The sequence below is a fragment of the Microvirga arvi genome (genome assembly GCF_016892765.1).
Taxonomy (GTDB): Bacteria; Pseudomonadota; Alphaproteobacteria; order Rhizobiales; family Beijerinckiaceae; genus Microvirga; species Microvirga arvi.
On sequence record NZ_JAFEMD010000015.1, the window covers coordinates 25,663 to 42,666 of the forward strand.

Genomic DNA, 17,004 nt, shown 5'->3' on the forward strand with positions numbered 1-17,004 from the left:
GGAGCGGGTTCTGACGTCACTTGCCCCTCCTGGCCAACAGACAGTGTTTCGTCTCGGCGGCCGTTTGGCAAGTGTGGCGAGCTGGAACGGTCCTCAAGAGCTCGGACTGATCCAAGTCTCGTGCAGGGCAAGCCATCGCACACGCTGCCCGCTCTCAATCGAGACGTCAAACAGGGCAGTCGATTGGCGGCGGGTGACGACGTCGCCCACCGTTTGCTCCTCGACATAGCCGAGAAGGACGAGCGGTGGTCGCAGGAGCAGGAGTTCTGGCTCGGCAATGGCAATGTGGAACGGGCCCTGGTTTGCCCTGGTCCCGTGAGTTTCCCATAGCCACCCGATCACATCCGATCGCTGAAGCCTCCGGCCACTGGGAGACACGATGGTGAACTCCTCGCCCAGACTGCTCTCCACGCGGGAAAATACGGTGCCCGTGTTCTCGGCCGTTCCGCTGAGCCATGCCTCGAAGAAGGCATGCAGGTCGGCGATCTCTCTCAGTGCGGCCTGGGCGAGGGGGTGGTCGAGTTCCACGAGGGTCACGCTTCGTTGAGGTTGTAATGCATGATGCGACCGTGCCGTCCCTCCCGGTCGCGCTCGAGCGTATAGGTGTCCCCCTGGGGGCCGGACTTTTTTACGAGGATCCTGTCGATGGCGGCCCGATCCTCCTCATCGAGGGCGAGCCGGAACACATCGAGATTGTCGGGCAGGTGCTCGGCATAGCGGGCGCCGATGATGGCGCCTGCCACTGCGGGCTGGTCCAAGACCCATCGGGTGGCCACCGCCGTTAGGCTGACCCCGTGCTTGCGGCCGATCTCCCGCAAGGTGCCGAGCAGGTTCTGGAACAGGGACCAGCCGCCAAAATCGTCGATGATGAGCTTGTACTTGACCAGCGAACGGTTGGAGAAGGGTTCCTGCGGCTCCGGGATGCCGAGCCACCGCTCCGAAAGAAAGCCGCCCGCCACCGTCCCGTAGCACAGGAGCTTCATGTCGCGCTCCTGGCACAGCGCAGCAAGGCCGTTTTCGGGCCTCTGGTCGAGAAGCGAATACTGGACCTGCATCGACACGAGCGGCACCCCCGCGTCGAGCAGGGCTCGCGTATGAGGTGTGTCGAAGTTGGTGCCGCCGATCTGGTGGATCTTCCCCTCGTCCTGGAGTTCCTTGAGGATGAGTGCAGTCTCGACGGCGCCTGGAACGGCGTAGTTCCACCAGTGGAACTGCACCAGATCGAGACGCTCTATCCTGAGCCGCTGGAGCGAGCGGTCGATGATCTCGCGCACATAGGCACGGTCGACACGGGAGAGGGCATCCCAGTCCGGTACGAACTTCGTGTGCACCTTGAAGTTCTTCAGCGCTTCGGAGCCGCGCTCTGCAAGCATCCGCTCGCGGAAGCGCCCGATCATCTCTTCGACGCCGGTGTAGATGTCGGCACAGTCGAAGGTCGTGACCCCCGCATCCACGAAGGCAGCCATATCGGCGATCGCCCGCTCGGCCTCGATGGCGCCATGCCCGCCGGCGAGCTGCCAGCCCCCGCGCAGCATGCGGGAGATCCGGTAGCCCGGGGCGAGCTCAATGGTTTCGACGGTCATGTCTGGCCTTCATTGGGCAAGGGTAGGGCCGTGACCTCCGAGTGGCGGAACACGCGCTTCGCCATCCGGCTGATCCGGAACCGGCTCGGACAGTTGGGGTCTGGGCAGGCGACCTCGGCATCCGTGGACATCCAGTCGTTCGGATGAGTGGCGCGCTGCTTCGCGGGGAGGAGCGGCAGGAGTGCTGCAAGCGAATAGATAGAGAAACCTTGGCCCGGGGGGAGATGAAGCATCTCGCCCTTAAGCTCAAAGAAGTCGCCGGGCTTGGCCCCACAATACAGCGTGGCGCCTTCCGGGGCGACGACCTCCACCCTCAGGTCGTAGAGCTCGAAGGAATCATCCGACACGGGACAACGTCCATTGCCTGTTGCACGTGTGCATTGTCATGACGCAAAATCGCCGCCCTCGCAACATGGCCCAGTCGGGGACTTGGTTCCGCTCATGCTGACAGCCCAGTCGATTACCAAGACCTTCGGCGGCAACCGCGCCGTCGATGAGGTGTCGTTCACGATCAAGAAGGGTACGATCACGGGCCTCATCGGGCCGAATGGGGCAGGCAAGACAACCCTCTTCAACTGCTTGGCGGGCCTGTTCCCGCCGACGTCCGGATCTCTCACTCTCGAGGGGGAGCGGATCGACGGACTCTCGCCGGACCGGATCTTCGCTAAGGGACTCGCCCGAACGTTTCAGATCCCCAGGCCATTCCCCGAGATGACGGTTCTGGAGAACGTTATGGTGGCACCATTGCACCAGCGGGGCGAGCGGTTCTGGACCAATTGGCTCACGCCGGGCCGTGTGGCCGCCGAGGAACGGACACTGGCGGCTGCAGCCCGGCACTGGATCGACTTTGTGGGCCTGTCCCATCTCGCCGATCAGCCGGCCCGCGTCCTGTCCGGTGGGCAGCGCAAACTCCTGGAGCTCGCTCGGGTTCTCGTGGCCAAGCCGCGCTTGATCCTGCTCGACGAACCGGGAGCTGGAGTCAATCCTGTGCTGTTGGACGCGATTGTCGACCGGATCGTGAATCTCAACCGACAGGGCGTCACGTTCTTGGTCATCGAGCACAACATGGATCTGGTGATGAACCTGTGCAGTCCCATCATGGTCATGGCGCAGGGGCGCCTTCTGATGGCCGGAACGGCGCAGGAGGTCCGTGACGATCCGAGGGTGGTCGAGGCCTATCTCGGCGGAGCCCTGGCGTGACGGCTCTCCGGGTCGAGGCGCTTGAGGCCGGCTACGAGCCGGGGCTCCCGATCGTGCGGGGCGCGTCACTGTCGGTCGAGCCCAACGAGATCGTTGCCGTCCTTGGACCGAATGGAGCCGGAAAGTCGACGCTGATCAAGGCGATTGCCGGGCTCGTACCGATCTCCGCAGGAAGGGTTCTCCTGCACGATCGCGAGATCACCGGACGCGCGGCTCATCGACTGCCGCATGAGGGTCTTGGATTCGTGCCGCAGACCGAGAACGTGTTCGTGAACCTCTCGATCGACGACAATCTCGATCTCGCAGCCTCGATCCTGAAGGTTCCGAAAAAGCGGCGGCTCGGCGATCTCTATGCCCTGTTTCCGGACCTTGCGCGTCAGCGACGTCTCCTGGCGGGTCGTCTCTCGGGCGGCCAGCGCCAGATGCTCGCAGTTGCTCGGGCGCTGGTCGGAGAGCCGAAGGTCCTGATGCTGGATGAGCCTTCGGCGGGCCTTTCGCCGAAGCTTGTCGGCATCGTCTTCGAGAAGCTCGTCGAGGTTCGCGCTACCGGTGTCACAATTGTGCTGGTCGAGCAGAACGTCAAGGCGGCCCTTGCCATTGCCGACCGTGCCGCAGTGTTGGTCGAAGGAAGCACCCGGGTCGTTGGCACTGCGCGCGAACTCGCGAACGATCCGCAGGTCGCTGCGCTTTATCTCGGACACCATCGAGGAGTCACCTAGTGTTGCAGCTCATCGCCGACGGCTTCGTCATCGGCTCGGTCATTGCGCTTGGAGCGATCGGCGTGACGCTGGTCTATTCGATCCTGCGCTTTGCGAACTTCGCGCATGGCGAGCTCCTCACCTGGGGTGCTTATCTCGCATGGACGGCGCTCCTCGGCTTTGCTGCTGTTTGGGGACCTATGGAACCCCTCGGCCCGTTCTCGTTCGGCTGGATGCTACTAGCATCGCTTGGCGTTTCAGCGATCGCCACTGCGGCGCTGGCGCTTTTGGTCGATCTGCTCCTGTTTCGTCAGCTGCGGCGACACGGGAGCGCGATCACGCTGATCATGGCGAGCTTTGGTGCCGCCCTTGTGCTGCGAAACCTGCTTCAGTTCATCTTTGGGGCGGTCCCAGAGTACTACAGCCGTGAGATACAAGTCGCCATCCGGCTCGTCCCTCGCGACGTGCTGGGTGGGTTGCGGATCACCCCGGATCAGCTTTTCGTCCTTGGTCTGACGGCCGTTTCGGTCGTCGGGCTCCATCTCTTCCTCACGCGCACAACTCTCGGCAAGGCGATGCGGGCAACCTCCATCAACCCGCAACTCGCTCGGGTGACGGGCATCGACGTCGATCGGGTGATCCGCGCCACCTGGATCATCGGAGCCGTTCTTGCAGCTGTGGCGGGGGTGTTTTCAGGGCTGACCGTTCAACTGCGGCCGCAACTCGGTCTCGACCTTCTGCTTCCGCTCTTCGCGGCGGCAATCCTTGGAGGAATTGGCAGCGTCTACGGGGCGGTCGCGGGCGGCCTCATCGTCGGACTTGCGGAAAGCCTGTCGGTGCCTATCGTGGGGGCTGAATACCGGGCGGCAACCGCCTTCATCGTCCTCATCGCCATTCTGCTCATCCGCCCCACCGGCCTCTTTGGCGAGAGGCCGTGATGCCCGATCTGCTCGGTCTTCTCTCGTACGGCACCTTCTTTCTCGTCTTTGTCACGATTTATGGCCTGGTGGCGCTCGGCCTTAATCTGCAGTGGGGCTTTACAGGCCTGTTCAACGTAGGCGTTGCGGGATTCGTTGCGATCGGGGCCTACACGTCGGCTCTCCTCACAGCGCCGGACTACCCGGATCAGATCGGCGGCTTGGGTCTGCCCATCCCCCTCGGCTGGCTCGGAGCGATGGCGGCGTCGGGCTTTGCAGCCTTTATCGTTGGGGTCGCGGCACTGCGGCTGCGGCACGACTATTTGGCCATCACCACATTCGGGATCGCCGTGACCCTTCAGCTGGTCGCGTTGAATGCTCAGGGCTTAACGGGCGGTCCGTTCGGGCTGCAGTTCATCCCAAAGCCCTTCGCTGATGTCATCGCGAATAACCTCGCCTGGAATCTGGCCTACCTGGCGATGGCCGGAACGCTGCTTGGTCTCAGCTATGTTGCCCTGGAGCGTCTCGTGCGCAGCCCCTGGGGGCGCGTCCTGCGGGCGATCCGCGAGGACGAGACGGCGGCCGAATCCCTAGGGAAGCGGGCCTTCCGGTTTCGCCTCCAGGCCTTTGTGATCGGTTGCATGCTCATGGGGCTTGGCGGAGCGCTCTACGCGCACTTTGTCGGCTACATCGCTCCGGAGGATTTTCTGCCGATCCTCACGTTCCAGCTTTGGACGATGCTGATCGTGGGCGGCTCAGGCAACAATCGCGGAGCCATCCTTGGGGCCTTCGTGGTGTGGGCCTTGTGGACCCTCTCCGGGAATGTGCTTCGTGAACTCGTCCCGGCCGAGCATCAGGCCAGAGCAGCGACCCTGCAAGTCGTTCTCATCGGGCTGCTTCTGATGCTCATTCTCTTGGTACGACCGCGCGGCCTCCTTGGCGAGGAGGCCGTCGTTTCACGGCACATGAAGGTCTCAGCCGACGAAGCGCAGGAGGAGTAAGGTGGTCAGGATGGGCCAATAGGAACCTTGCGCCACCCTCAACAGACCTTCAGCGGCCAGCATGTCGGTGAGTCTCAACCTGGCGGCAAAGGACGGGGACGGGAGCCGCTGTCGATGGCGACAAACGTGAAGACCGCTTCAGTCACCTTGATCTGCTCATCGCCATCGCGGGAGCGGCGCCAGGCCTCGACCTGAAACTTCATGGATGTGCGCCCTGTGGAAATCAGATCGGCGTAGACGGAAACCTCATCACCCACATGAACTGGGGTGTGAAAGACCATGCCATCGACTGCGACGGTCACGCAGCGCCCCCGGGCCCGCCGCGCGGCCGCGTTGCCGGCGGTCAAGTCCATCTGTGCCATCAGCCAGCCGCCGAAGATGTCGCCAGCAGGATTGGTATCCGAGGGCATTGCAATCGTCCGAATGACAGGCTCTTTGTTCGTGCCGTTCTCTTCCATCGGGGTCCCTTGAGTACCGACGTACCTCTAAATTTAGGCCCTTGTCGATCTGCGTCGCGCGCCGGCGCGAGGTTGCTGATGATCGGATGTGCCGGAAGCCATTGCCTCCGCCCGGCGTTCCTCTGCACTTCGAATGTGCCGCCTTATCATGATCTCGGCCAGGGTCTGGCTTGCCTCCGCGGCATCACTGATCGAGGTCAAACGATTTTCAGAGCCATCCATAACTTACGAACCTTGCCGTTCCATCGCGTTGGGCATCTTCGGCTCGAAACCGGAGACGAACAAGCCCATTCCGGTCCATCTTCCTCCTTGCAGCGGCGCCGGCGCTCTATCGTGGAATGCACAAGGGTTGATGGGGGCAAAAGAGCCTCGGTGATCCGGAAGTCGGCCCGTGGCCCAGGATCTTGGTTCATCATCAAAGGTCATCACGTAGTGTCAGCCAACTGGCAGGCTGGCCGTCTTTGAGGGCGGCTGCGCCGCGAGGAGGAATCCGAGAGAGCAGAGGAAAATGACCGTGCCAAATGTGGCTGCCGCGCCAAGAACTAGGGTAAACCCGCTCATCCCGTGAAGGAGGGCAATGAGTGGAACGGCCAAGCCGCTCGTTGTGAACCCGAGGAAGTAGCGAACACTGAATGCTCTGGCTCTATATTGTGCTGGGACGTAACGGGCGACCATTGCATCGTTGGCGACAACCTGCCCGTAAATCGCCGCCATGGCCAGTGCCAAGCCGCCAAGCATGGGAATCCCGCTTGTCAGAGCTGCGAGTCCAAGCCCGAGCGGTTGCAGGATCGACAGCCCGACGAAGATCCTTGGCAGCGTATACCGGTCCACGAGGCGTCCCATCAGGAGTTGCGTCAGCGCCCCGAAGACAAACACGAGCGTAGCCAGGGATCCGATCAGGACAAGCGGCAGGGAGGCACCGGCACGCTCGTCGATAATCTTAGGGAGTGCGATTGTCGTGATGTTGAAGGTCATGCCACCCGCCACGATCGCTGCCGCAAACAACAGGAAGAGCGTCATCGGGCGTATAACGGGTATCACGGTGTGAGTGTTGCCGGGCTGGCCATGACTTTTTCCGTCACCGGGCACAAGCCTGATAAAGGCGATACCGGCAAGAAGGCAAACAAGTCCGGGAAGAATAAAGGCAGCGCGCCAACCAAGGCTTGCGGCAAGAACGGCTGTCACTCCTGAGGCGAGGGCTGCCCCGAGATTGCCCCAAACCCCGTTGATCCCGAGATCCCGTCCGAGATGACTTGTGTGGCCCACCAGCATCGTCGAGCCGATCGGATGATAGATCGCGGAGAACACTCCGAGCACAAAGAGCCAGATGCCGAACATGATCGGCGTGTTCGCGGTCGACAGCCCTAAACATGCAATCCCGCAGCCGCCAAAGAAGATCGCCAGCAAGTTCCGACGTCCTATCCGGTCCGCAAGCCAACCCATCGGGAGTGAAAACACGCCAAACGCCATGAAGGCGCCCGTCGAGAGGCTGATGAGGCTGGCATAGGTCAGTTGCCGCTCCGCTGCGATGGCGATCACGGCCGTCGGGTAGATCAGAAGGACAAAATGATCGAGTGCGTGCGCGACGTTGACGAAAGCAATGGTGCGGCGGGAGAGCAGGTCAGGAGACATTCTTCGCATCCTCGTCAGGTTCGTGTGCGATACTCCGTGCTGGCCCGACACTGCCAGAATTTGCCACAGGCTGTCCGACGTCTAGGCCGCGCGATCAAAGCTCGCAATGAAGTCGGCCAAGCGCTCGCCCTGGATCAGGATGTGCTCCCGGAGGAGACGCTCCGCCCGATCGCTGTCACCGGCACGGATCGCATCAACGATGCCTTGGTGCTCCGCCAGTGAATTCGCCACTCGGCTACGGGCCCGCAGCTGGAGACGCCGATAGGGCTTGAGGCGGGCATGGAGCTGTTGCGCCTGCTCCGCGAGAAACGCGTTCTGGCAGGCCTCGTAGATGATGTGGTGAAAGCGCTCGTTTGCATAGTAATAAGCATCTGCGTTCTCCTGCGATGCCTCGCGAACACAAGCCTCGTGCGCTTTCTCGAGCTCGTTCTGCATGGGCTCGGTGATCCGGCGTGCCGCCAGAGCTCCACACATGCCCTCGAGCGCAGCCATCACTTCGAACCGCTCGACGACATCCCTGAAGCTCAAAGAGGCTACGAACGCACCCCGCCGCGCCTGCAATTCCACCAATCCGGTAGAGGCCAGCTGCATCAAGGCCTCTCTGATCGGGGTCCGCGAAACCTCGAAACGAGCTGCCAAGCTCTGCTCATCCAATCGATCGCCGGGTCGGAGCTTGCCGGTAACAATGTCCTGCTCGAGGGCGTCCCTGAGGGCTTGAGCGCGTCTCATCTCGCATATCCTGCTCCCAGGCATCCTAAAACAGACGCATATAATCTTACAAGCCAATTCTTGTATACAAGAGCGTTGACACATAATGCAAACGCGCGCAGTCTCTCCCGGAAGGGCAATGAGGGATCCGCCTGCGCAGTCCCCGCGAGCTGGTCGAACACGGCTCGTCCACCCGACGCAGAGGAGGAAACAGAGGAGCGGGTGCCATGACACCACAGCTGATCTCGATCTACGCTCTCGTTGCCATGTTCGTGGTTGCTACGATTCTGCCGATCAATATGGGCGTACTGGCGTTCGTTGGCGCATTCCTGATTGGGACCTTGGTGGCCGGCCAGACCACCAGCGCCATCATTGCCGGATTTCCTGGCGGCCTGTTTCTGACCTTGGTCGGGATTACCTTTCTCTTCGCCATCGCCCAGAACAACGGCACCATCGACTGGCTCGTCCGTCTGGCAGTCCGCGCCGTCAGGGGCCGGATTGTCGCGATCCCGTGGATCATGTTCGGGATCTCCGCTGTCCTGACCTCCGTTGGCGCTGTTAGCCCGGGCGCGGTTGCAATCATCGCCCCAATCGCGCTTGGATTTGCGATCAAGTATAGCATCAGTCCGCTGCTCATGGGCCTGATGGTCATTCATGGCGCTCAGGCTGGCGGCTTCTCGCCGATCAGCATCTATGGCGGCATCACCAACCGGATTGTCGCGAAGGCTGGACTTCCGCTGAGCGAGGTCACTACTTTCCTGGCGAGCTTCGGCGTCAACCTCGCCGTTGCCGTCCTCCTTTTCTTGGCGCTCGGTGGCCGCAAGCTCCTGCAGGCGAGGGCCGATGTGACCACTGCCGTCACTGTCCCCCCCGTTCAGATCGCGATGCCGCAATCCGGCCCGCAGATCTTTGGTGATTCCGAAGCCGAGGCGCTCAGCGAGGAGATCGGGCTTGAGACCGGGCAAAAGCCGAACCGCTCGAACATGGAGAGCGCGGTCGACGAACCGGCAACGCCCGAGGGTAGTCTGTACCAGGTCGTCACACTGCTTGGCCTCATCCTGCTTGCGGTTCTTGTTCTCGCCTTCAATCTCGATATCGGATTTGTGGCGATCACCATTGGCTTGGGTCTGTCTATGATCGCACCGACGCTGCAGAAACGTGCCATGGGCCAGGTTGCATGGCCCGAGATCATGTTGATTACGGGTGTGAGCACCTATGTGGTCGTGCTGGAGAAAATGGGGACCATCTCCTTCGTCGGTGACAGCGTCGCGGGCATGGCGTCTCCGATGCTGGCCGCTCTGCTACTGTGCTTCATAGGCGCGGTCGTCTCGGCCTTTGCCTCCTCGACGGCAGTCCTTGGATCTCTCATTCCGCTCGCCGTTCCGTTCCTGCAATCGGGAACCGGCGTCAGCCCGATCGGCTTCATTGCTGCGATGGCTGTCTCCTCGACCATCGTTGATGTGAGCCCCTTCTCCACTAACGGTGCGTTGGTCCTGGCGAACGCCCAAGGCGTCGACCGTGAGTCGTTCTTCCGCAAACTCATGGCCTACGGCGCCATTGTCACGGTCATCGCGCCGGTCGTCGTCTGGGCTTTGTTCGTCATGCTTTGAAGCTCGTCGTCTTGTGGATGAAGGAGAGGAACGTGAAGCTTACCCGATCGATGTCTGGGCTGGAGGCAGCGCCCGCCTTCCTCAGCGACCTGATTGACACACTCACCGAGCGGGGACGATCCCTGCTTGGGCAGAAGGTGGGGCGGGAGATCGTCGCCAAGGATGCTCTTCCAACCTTGAGCGAGCTGTTGCTCTCGCGGAGGGGCGAGGCCTCGGGAGTGGCACTCGCGCAAACCCTGTTCGCCAGCTACGCAGCAGCCGAGCCGGCCGAACGTCTCGCTTTCCTCCAAGCGCTGGCAGATCGCTTCGGACCTGACCGGAAGCGCATTGAGCTTGCGATCGAAGCCGTCCACCAAGATCAGGGAACCGATGCTCTTGAAGGCTTGCATGCGGCGGCCGAGCCCCGGCGGCAGGAGCTGATCCGACGCCTGAACCTTGCACCTGGCGGCACCTCCACCTTGGTGCGGATGCGTGAGGAGCTCCTTGAGTATCTGCCCAAGCACCCGGAGCTGAAGCCGGTCGACGCGGACTTCACCCATCTCTTCTCGTCCTGGTTTAACCGAGGGTTTCTGGTGCTGCGGCCGATCGACTGGACCACGCCCGCCAACATTCTGGAAAAAATCATCCGCTATGAGGCGGTGCATGCGATCCAGAATTGGGATGACCTCCGTAACCGTCTTCAGCCGGAGGATCGGCGCTGTTACGGCTTCTTCCACCCGCAGCTCGTCGACGAGCCTCTTATCTTCGTCGAGGTAGCCCTGACCAAGGAGATTCCCGGTGCGATCGGTCCGCTGCTTGACTTAACTCGCACCCCAATTGCTGCGACCGATGCAACGACCGCCGTATTCTACTCGATCTCGAACACGCAGAAGGGTCTCGGCGGCGTGTCCTTTGGCAACTTCCTGATCAAGCAGGTGGTGGAGAACCTCAAGCGCGAACTGCCGAACCTGAAGACCTTCGTGACGCTCTCGCCTGTTCCCGGTTTCGCACGCTGGCTGGAGCGTGAGCGCAAGACGGAGGAGTCGACCTGTCTCGATGCCACATCTAAGGAGATTCTTGGGATCCTCGATGAACCAGCCTGGAGCAACGACCCGGAAAGGGTGGAGAAGCTTCGCGATGTTCTTCTCTCAGCTGCGGCCTGCTACTTCCTGAAGGCCAAGGATCCAAAGGGCCGACCGGTCGATCCGGTGGCACGGTTCCACCTCGGCAACGGAGCACGGCTCGAGCGTTTGAACTTCCTCGGCGACGTATCCTCGAAGGGGCTGAAGCAGTCCCAGGGCCTGATGGTGAACTACCTCTACGCTCTCGACGAGATCGAGAAGAACCACGAGGCCTTCGCCGAGAAGGGTGTCGTCGCCGCGTCGCCTGCGGTCCGCAAAGCCTTGCGTGCCGATCTGCCTTCCCCCGATCTGGTTTCCAGCCCATGACCGCTAAAGTCCATACTACTTTGACCGGGTCCGTCATCGACCCTCGCTTCGGAGCCCATGCCATGAACGCGAACCTATTTGATCGGCTCGAGCTCTCAATCGCCGAGCTCACCAAGACAGCCATCACGACACCCGACGGTCAGACGGTCAGCTATGCCGACCTGATCGCCCTGTCCGGCCGATTGGCCAACGTGTTGACCGCCCGCGGTGTCCAGCCCGGTGACCGCGTCGCCGTCCAGGTCGAGAAATCGGTTCCGGCATTGGTCCTCTATCTGGCCACTGTTCGGGCCGGCGCTGTCTACCTTCCGCTCAACACGGCCTACACCCTGGCCGAGCTGGAGTACTTCATCAGCGATGCCGAGCCCTCGCTTGTCGTCTGCGATCCGGCCAAGCGCGAGGGGATCGAGAAGCTGGCCGCAAAGGTGGGAGCCGCAGTCGAAGCGCTCGACGCCAAAGGGCAGGGCACGCTGATGGATGCCGCAGCCGATGCTCCTGATGCATTCGAGACCGTACCGCGGGCCGGGGACGATCTGGCGGCGATCCTCTACACATCTGGCACGACCGGCCGCTCCAAGGGCGCCATGCTGACGCATGACAATCTCGTCTCCAATGCCCTGACCCTGAAGGAGGTCTGGCGCTTCACGGCGGACGACGTGCTGATCCATGCCCTGCCGATCTACCACACCCATGGGCTGTTCGTGGCGAGCAACGTCACCCTGTTCTCCGGCGCATCCATGATCTTCCTCGCGAAGTTCGATGCGGACGAGATCCTCGGGCTGATGTCCCGTGCCACGGCCCTGATGGGGGTGCCAACCTTCTACGTCCGCCTGTTGCAGCATCCCGCTCTCACCAAGGAGGCGACGTCCGGGATGCGCCTGTTCGTGTCTGGCTCTGCGCCCTTGCTGGCCGAGACCCACCGCGAGTGGAGCGCCCGCACAGGTCATGCCATCCTGGAGCGCTATGGCATGACCGAGACGAACATGAACACTTCGAACCCCTATGATGGCGACCGGGTGCCGGGTGCCGTCGGCCTGCCGCTGCCCGGCGTGTCGGCACGCATCACCAATCCGGATAATGGACAGGAGCTGCCCATCGGCGAGATCGGAATGATCGAGGTGAAGGGGCCGAACGTGTTCAAAGGCTACTGGCGCATGCCGGAGAAGACGGCTGCCGAGTTCCGCTCGGACGGCTTCTTCATCACTGGCGATCTCGGCAAGATCGACGAGCGCGGCTACGTGCACATCCTCGGGCGCGGCAAAGATCTGGTGATCACGGGGGGCTTCAACGTCTATCCGAAGGAAATTGAGGACGAGATCGATGCCATCACAGGCGTGTTCGAGAGCGCTGTCATTGGTGTCCCGCACAAGGACTTCGGCGAAGGGGTGACCGCGGTCGTGGTCCGCTCAAAGGAGGCAGAGGTCGACGAGACTGCGATCCTGGCGGCGCTCGACGGCCGCCTAGCGAAGTTCAAGCTGCCGAAACGTGTCGTCTTTGTCGACGATTTGCCGCGAAACACCATGGGCAAGGTGCAGAAGAACGTGTTGCGCGAGCGGTTCTCTGATCTCTATACGGCATCAGCACGTGCCTCGTAGCGCCTTGTCGTTAGCGCTATGAAAGAAATCGAAAGCTTGAAGGGGATCGCAACCCAAGGCTTGCGATCCCCTTGCTGTTCTAGGCACCTCTGCAAAGTCCTACCGCCGTAGATGTGCCAAGGAGAGATAAAGCCAGCACCTCACATTGAAGTTTATGTGTCTATGTGCTGACCGCATGACAAACATGCAGCCTTCACTGTTTCAGAACACAGGGCAAATCGCCATATCACACGAAGGAAACGCTCAAGGATCTTCAGAATTCCACGAAGGAGTCCGTTCCTTGACGATCATTGCCCTCCTTGGCCATTCTCTGGCCAATCTCCAACGCAAATCAGCTAAGCTTGAACAGCAGAAAGCTCTTCCCCGTCGCAACAGAAGCTACGGCTTTTGGGCGAACTTGCTTGAGGTGCGTCTACAAGAGGCGGAGCTCCTTATCAGTGGGTATGTCCCGCACCCGGACAGTGCTGCGGCTGGGGAGCCTGTCCGCCAGTTTAAAGGTTGGGCGTTCCATAACTGACGGACATACGGTAAGTCCTTTGTGGCCAGCCTCGCGTTCTGGTGGAGGACGACCGCAAGGCTTAAGCCTCCTGATACCTTATAGAGCCATTCATGATCCACGCGGCACTCTTCACGCCGCCTCGCGGCATCCAAAGCACCAGTCCAATACTTGCGCTCCCAGCCCCGTCGGCTCCGCATTTGTTTTAGTGTGCCCGCTGAAAACTGACCGCCCCTGGGCGATCAGAGAATGAGCTATATAACCCTTCCATCAGTTCGAGTTTGACGCACAGCCCCACCGAACTTCGGGTTCGATCTGTTCAAGCGCGGGGCTGGCGAAGGCGAAACGGATGCTAGGAGAACAGGGCTATGGAATATGTGAAGCTTGGCCGCTCAGGCCTTGAGGTTTCTCGCCTGTGTCTCGGCTGTATGACGTACGGAACTCCCGATCGTGGCAACCATCCCTGGACGCTCGACGAGGAGCAGAGCCGCCCTTTCATCAAACGAGCGCTAGAGCTCGGGATCACGTTCTTTGATACCGCCAATGTCTATTCTGACGGCACGAGCGAAGAGATTGTCGGTCGAGCGCTGAAAGACTTCGCCAGACGCGAGGACGTCGTGATCGCTACAAAGGTGCATGGGCGCATGCGCCCGGGGCCCAATGGCGCGGGCCTGTCACGCCTGGCAATCATGACCGAGATCGACAACAGCCTGCGCCGGCTCGGCACCGACTATGTCGATCTCTACCAGATCCACCGCTGGGACTACTCGACCCCGATTGAGGAAACGCTTGAAGCCCTGCACGATGTCGTCAAGGCCGGCAAGGCCCGGTACATCGGAGCCTCCTCGATGTATGCCTGGCAATTCGCCAAGGCGCTCTACACCGCTGATCTGAATGGCTGGACACGATTTGTGTCAATGCAGAACTACTACAACCTTCTTTATCGTGAGGAAGAGCGGGAGATGCTGCGTCTGTGCCAAGCGGAAAGGATTGGCGTCATTCCGTGGAGCCCACTCGCACGCGGCCGTCTCACCCGCGATTGGGATGAGAGCAGCGCCCGCTCAGAGACGGACGAGTTCGGCAAGTCGCTGTATGCCAAAACAGCCGAGACCGATCGCAAGGTCGTGGAGCGGGTGGCCGAGATTGCAGGTCGGCGCGGAGTTCCGCGGGCGCAGGTTGCACTGGCCTGGCTGCTGCACAAGCCGGTGGTGACGGCGCCCATCGTCGGTGCCTCAAAGCCGCAGCACCTGGAGGATGCAGTGGCCGCCCTATCCCTCAAGCTGACGCCTGAGGAGGTTGCGGATCTGGAAGAGCCGTATGTGCCGCACGCTGTGGCCGGATTTGCCTGAGTGGGATCTTCGGAAGACCGCAAAGCTGATGTCTCTCGTGATTTGACTGCAGTTGTCTCCAGCGTGACTGGTCTAGTCTCTTTTCCTTCATCTGAATGCTTAGTTCAGCGAAACTGCGGGATCGGATTTGCTGAACAAAAAGCCATGGCTGAATCCCATGCACAGCTCGGGTTTCGATGAGTTCCTTGAAGGTTCTGTCCGAGCAGCGAGCTCATCACCAATTGGTATGCGAGCCGTCTTTTCTCCGAAGATGCGGCATTTCTGAAAACCGAAACGGCTCGGCCGCCTTTAGGGCCGTCTCATCGATTTCAACACCAAGTCCGGGCTCGTCAGGCACGAGGTATGTTGAACCCACAAGTCTCATCCGCTTTGTAAAAATTGGGGATTCCTGTCGTGTCATATCCTCGTCGGGTGTCTCCCAGCACTCCACATGCGACAGATTGGCGACAGCTGCCGAGAAATGTACGGTCGCAGCTGTACATATAGGACCCAAAGGGTTGTGTGGCATCATGTCGATGTAATGTGCCTCGCACCACCCGGCGACCTTCATGGCCTCTGTGAAACCGCCCACATTACAAATGTCGAGGCGCGCAAACTGAGTATGTCCGCCCTCGATATAGGGAAGGAACTGCCACTTGGAGGAGAACTCCTCGCCGATGGCAAAGGGGATCTCCGTCATTCTCCGCAAGGCTTCGTACGCTTCCGGCGATTCATCGCGGATCGGCTCCTCCAGGAAGTCCAGCGTGCCTCTCGGCATCTTCTGACAGAACGAGGCAGCCTCGGCGACGCTGAGGCGATGATGATAGTCGACGCCCAGCATAACAGCTGATCCAAGCGCATCCCTGGCCTGGATCATCCAGTGCGCGATCTCAGCAATGTGCGCGCGCGGTTCATAAGGCGAGACATCGTCGGATTTCCATCCGAGGCGCAGGCAGTTCCAGCCGGCCTTCATGGCTTTGCGGGCAGAGGCAATCAGAGTGTCCGGATCGTCTGCCCGAACACATCCGAAGGTCGGGATGCTGGTTCTTTGCTTGCCGCCCAGTAGCTGATGCACTGGTACTCCCAAGCTTTTGCCTTTGATATCGTGAAGGGCAATATCGATCGCGGACATCGCTGCGGTAAGGACGCGTCCTCCTTCGAAATACTGACTGCGATACATCTCCTGCCAGAGGGCTCCCACCAGCATGGGATCCCTTCCGATTAAAAACTGCCGGTAATGATCGATCGCGCCTATGACAGCCAACTCGCGGCTCGACAGGCCGGATTCGCCCCAGCCATAGATTCCCTTGTCGGTTTCGACCTTCACGATGAGCTGGTTTCGGTCACCGACCCAGATAGGGTATGATTGAATGGCGGTTATCTTCATGTTCTAGCGGCCTCTACAGAAGCGCGAGGGATGGAACTGGCTTGCAGGTTTGCTGCAAGCCAGTTCGTCGATGTTGAAGATGCTTGGTCTCGCGCTATGAAGCACAACGGAAAGACCAAGGTCGATTAGAACGAAGGGCCTCTCCAGCCGCTGCTGAAGAATCGGAATAGTCTTACCGCTCGCAACCCTTGTGTGCATAGGCACAAGAATGATGTTCAAGCATCGTATGATCGCCGAGAAGAAAGAGTATCGTCACTACCTCACAAACGACGAAGAGCTTTATTGACGGGTGTGGTCCGCATTTGTTCAATCAGGTGCTGACAGGCTCCTCGGACATGCTGTTCCATGATGCGTGCCGCTTCGTCAGCGTCATGGCGCTTTATCGCTTCAACGATATCCCAGTGCTCTTGAGTAATTGCCTGCCAACGTGCTCGGCTGATCGCAAATCGGCGGGTGAGGATGTGCAGCACCTTACGTTGCCGGAACTCCAGCTCGACAGCCTCTTGATTATAATGCCGCCCGTAGATGATGTTGTGGAACTGCTCGTTGGCTTGCCAATACCACTGATAGTCGCTGCGGCTCTCGTCTATGTCCCGTTGGAGTGTCTCGAGGGCTTCGATCTCGCGATCGGTCGCATAATTGACGAACCATCGGACGAGATATGGCTCGATCAACGCCCTGATCTCGTAAATGTTGCGTACAAAATCTTCGCTGATAGGGCGTACACGTGCACCCCTATTCGGCGAGATGATCACAATTCCTTCGCCTTGTAGGTGGTGAAGGGCCTCGCGGACTGGGTTTGTGCTCGTACCGTATCGCTTTGCCAGCTCCGCCGTTTTGAGGCGAGCCCCCGGTTCAAGACGTCCTTCAACGATATCCTCCCGAATCAAGTCATGAAGGCTCTGACCTCGAACTCGATCATTCGCCTCTCCATCCTGAATTGGGTTGACGATTCGCACTGCTCTCC

17 protein-coding genes are annotated in these 17,004 nt (G+C 60.5%); 9 read left to right on the forward strand and 8 right to left on the reverse strand.

Annotated features, from left to right (window positions below):
• Positions 1-93: 93 nt before the first annotated feature.
• Genes ILT44_RS11315 through ILT44_RS11325 form a run of 3 tightly spaced genes read right to left on the reverse strand, consistent with a single transcriptional unit; the run spans position 94 to position 1,930 of the window.
• Positions 94-537, reverse strand: coding sequence for a hypothetical protein (locus tag ILT44_RS11315; protein ID WP_204239684.1), 444 nt, complete (start codon positions 535-537; stop codon positions 94-96).
• Positions 534-1,583, reverse strand: a complete 1,050-nt coding sequence (locus ILT44_RS11320; RefSeq protein ID WP_204239685.1) for an aldo/keto reductase — start codon at positions 1,581-1,583, stop codon at positions 534-536. Before ILT44_RS11320 ends, ILT44_RS11315 begins: the two co-directional genes overlap by 4 nt.
• Entirely contained in the window at positions 1,580-1,930 is a 351-nt protein-coding gene (locus ILT44_RS11325; protein WP_204239686.1) for a TIGR04076 family protein, read from the reverse strand. The genes ILT44_RS11320 and ILT44_RS11325 overlap by 4 nt, the downstream gene beginning before the upstream one ends.
• Positions 1,931-2,024: 94 nt before the next feature.
• Between ILT44_RS11325 and ILT44_RS11330 the strand changes: the two genes are divergently transcribed.
• From ILT44_RS11330 to ILT44_RS11345, 4 genes are read left to right on the forward strand one after another with little or no spacing between them, the layout of a single operon-like run.
• Entirely contained in the window at positions 2,025-2,783 is a 759-nt protein-coding gene (locus ILT44_RS11330; protein ID WP_204239777.1) for an ABC transporter ATP-binding protein, read from the forward strand.
• Positions 2,780-3,502, forward strand: a complete 723-nt coding sequence (locus tag ILT44_RS11335; RefSeq protein WP_204239687.1) for an ABC transporter ATP-binding protein — start codon at positions 2,780-2,782, stop codon at positions 3,500-3,502. Before ILT44_RS11330 ends, ILT44_RS11335 begins: the two co-directional genes overlap by 4 nt.
• Positions 3,502-4,419 carry a branched-chain amino acid ABC transporter permease gene (locus ILT44_RS11340; RefSeq protein ID WP_204239688.1) on the forward strand — a complete coding sequence of 306 codons (918 nt, stop codon included), beginning with the start codon at positions 3,502-3,504 and terminating at the stop codon, positions 4,417-4,419. Before ILT44_RS11335 ends, ILT44_RS11340 begins: the two co-directional genes overlap by 1 nt.
• Positions 4,419-5,399: a branched-chain amino acid ABC transporter permease gene (locus ILT44_RS11345; protein WP_204239689.1), complete on the forward strand. Its 981-nt coding sequence runs from the start codon at positions 4,419-4,421 to the stop codon at positions 5,397-5,399. The genes ILT44_RS11340 and ILT44_RS11345 overlap by 1 nt, the downstream gene beginning before the upstream one ends.
• Before the next feature lie 74 nt (positions 5,400-5,473).
• Here ILT44_RS11345 and ILT44_RS11350 read toward each other — a convergent pair whose 3' ends face one another.
• The 3 genes from ILT44_RS11350 to ILT44_RS11360 all read right to left on the reverse strand — a co-directional run bounded on the left by ILT44_RS11350 (position 5,474) and on the right by ILT44_RS11360 (position 8,218).
• On the reverse strand, positions 5,474-5,857 hold the full coding sequence (locus ILT44_RS11350) for an acyl-CoA thioesterase (RefSeq protein WP_239468117.1): 384 nt from the start codon (positions 5,855-5,857) through the stop codon (positions 5,474-5,476).
• Between the two features lie 435 nt (positions 5,858-6,292).
• Positions 6,293-7,489, reverse strand: a complete 1,197-nt coding sequence (locus ILT44_RS11355) for an MFS transporter (protein WP_204239691.1) — start codon at positions 7,487-7,489, stop codon at positions 6,293-6,295.
• An 81-nt stretch (positions 7,490-7,570) separates the two neighbouring features.
• On the reverse strand, positions 7,571-8,218 hold the full coding sequence (locus ILT44_RS11360) for a GntR family transcriptional regulator (RefSeq protein ID WP_204239692.1): 648 nt from the start codon (positions 8,216-8,218) through the stop codon (positions 7,571-7,573).
• A gap of 206 nt (positions 8,219-8,424) precedes the next feature.
• On the opposite strand from ILT44_RS11360, the gene ILT44_RS11365 reads away from it, so the two are divergent.
• From ILT44_RS11365 to ILT44_RS11385, 5 genes are all read left to right on the forward strand, one after another.
• The gene (locus ILT44_RS11365; protein WP_204239693.1) at positions 8,425-9,807 is read left to right on the forward strand and encodes an SLC13 family permease; all 1,383 of its coding nucleotides are present in this window, start codon (positions 8,425-8,427) and stop codon (positions 9,805-9,807) included.
• Positions 9,808-9,857: 50 nt separating this feature from the next.
• Positions 9,858-11,234, forward strand: a complete 1,377-nt coding sequence (locus ILT44_RS11370) for a malonyl-CoA decarboxylase (RefSeq protein ID WP_239468132.1) — start codon at positions 9,858-9,860, stop codon at positions 11,232-11,234.
• Between the two features lie 62 nt (positions 11,235-11,296).
• Positions 11,297-12,826, forward strand: a complete 1,530-nt coding sequence (locus ILT44_RS11375) for a malonate--CoA ligase (protein ID WP_204239695.1) — start codon at positions 11,297-11,299, stop codon at positions 12,824-12,826.
• A gap of 280 nt (positions 12,827-13,106) precedes the next feature.
• Positions 13,107-13,343 carry a hypothetical protein gene (locus ILT44_RS11380; protein ID WP_204239696.1) on the forward strand — a complete coding sequence of 79 codons (237 nt, stop codon included), beginning with the start codon at positions 13,107-13,109 and terminating at the stop codon, positions 13,341-13,343.
• A 347-nt stretch (positions 13,344-13,690) separates the two neighbouring features.
• Complete coding sequence (locus ILT44_RS11385; RefSeq protein WP_204239697.1) at positions 13,691-14,671, forward strand: aldo/keto reductase; 981 nt, start codon at positions 13,691-13,693, stop codon at positions 14,669-14,671.
• Positions 14,672-14,885: 214 nt separating this feature from the next.
• On the opposite strand, the gene ILT44_RS11390 is transcribed toward ILT44_RS11385, so the two are convergent.
• On the reverse strand, positions 14,886-16,037 hold the full coding sequence (locus ILT44_RS11390) for a mandelate racemase/muconate lactonizing enzyme family protein (protein WP_204239698.1): 1,152 nt from the start codon (positions 16,035-16,037) through the stop codon (positions 14,886-14,888).
• 260 nt (positions 16,038-16,297) lie between these two features.
• A complete protein-coding gene (locus ILT44_RS11395) occupies positions 16,298-16,996 on the reverse strand; it encodes a GntR family transcriptional regulator (RefSeq protein WP_204239699.1) in 699 nt (232 codons plus the stop codon).
• Positions 16,997-17,004 lie beyond the last annotated feature (8 nt).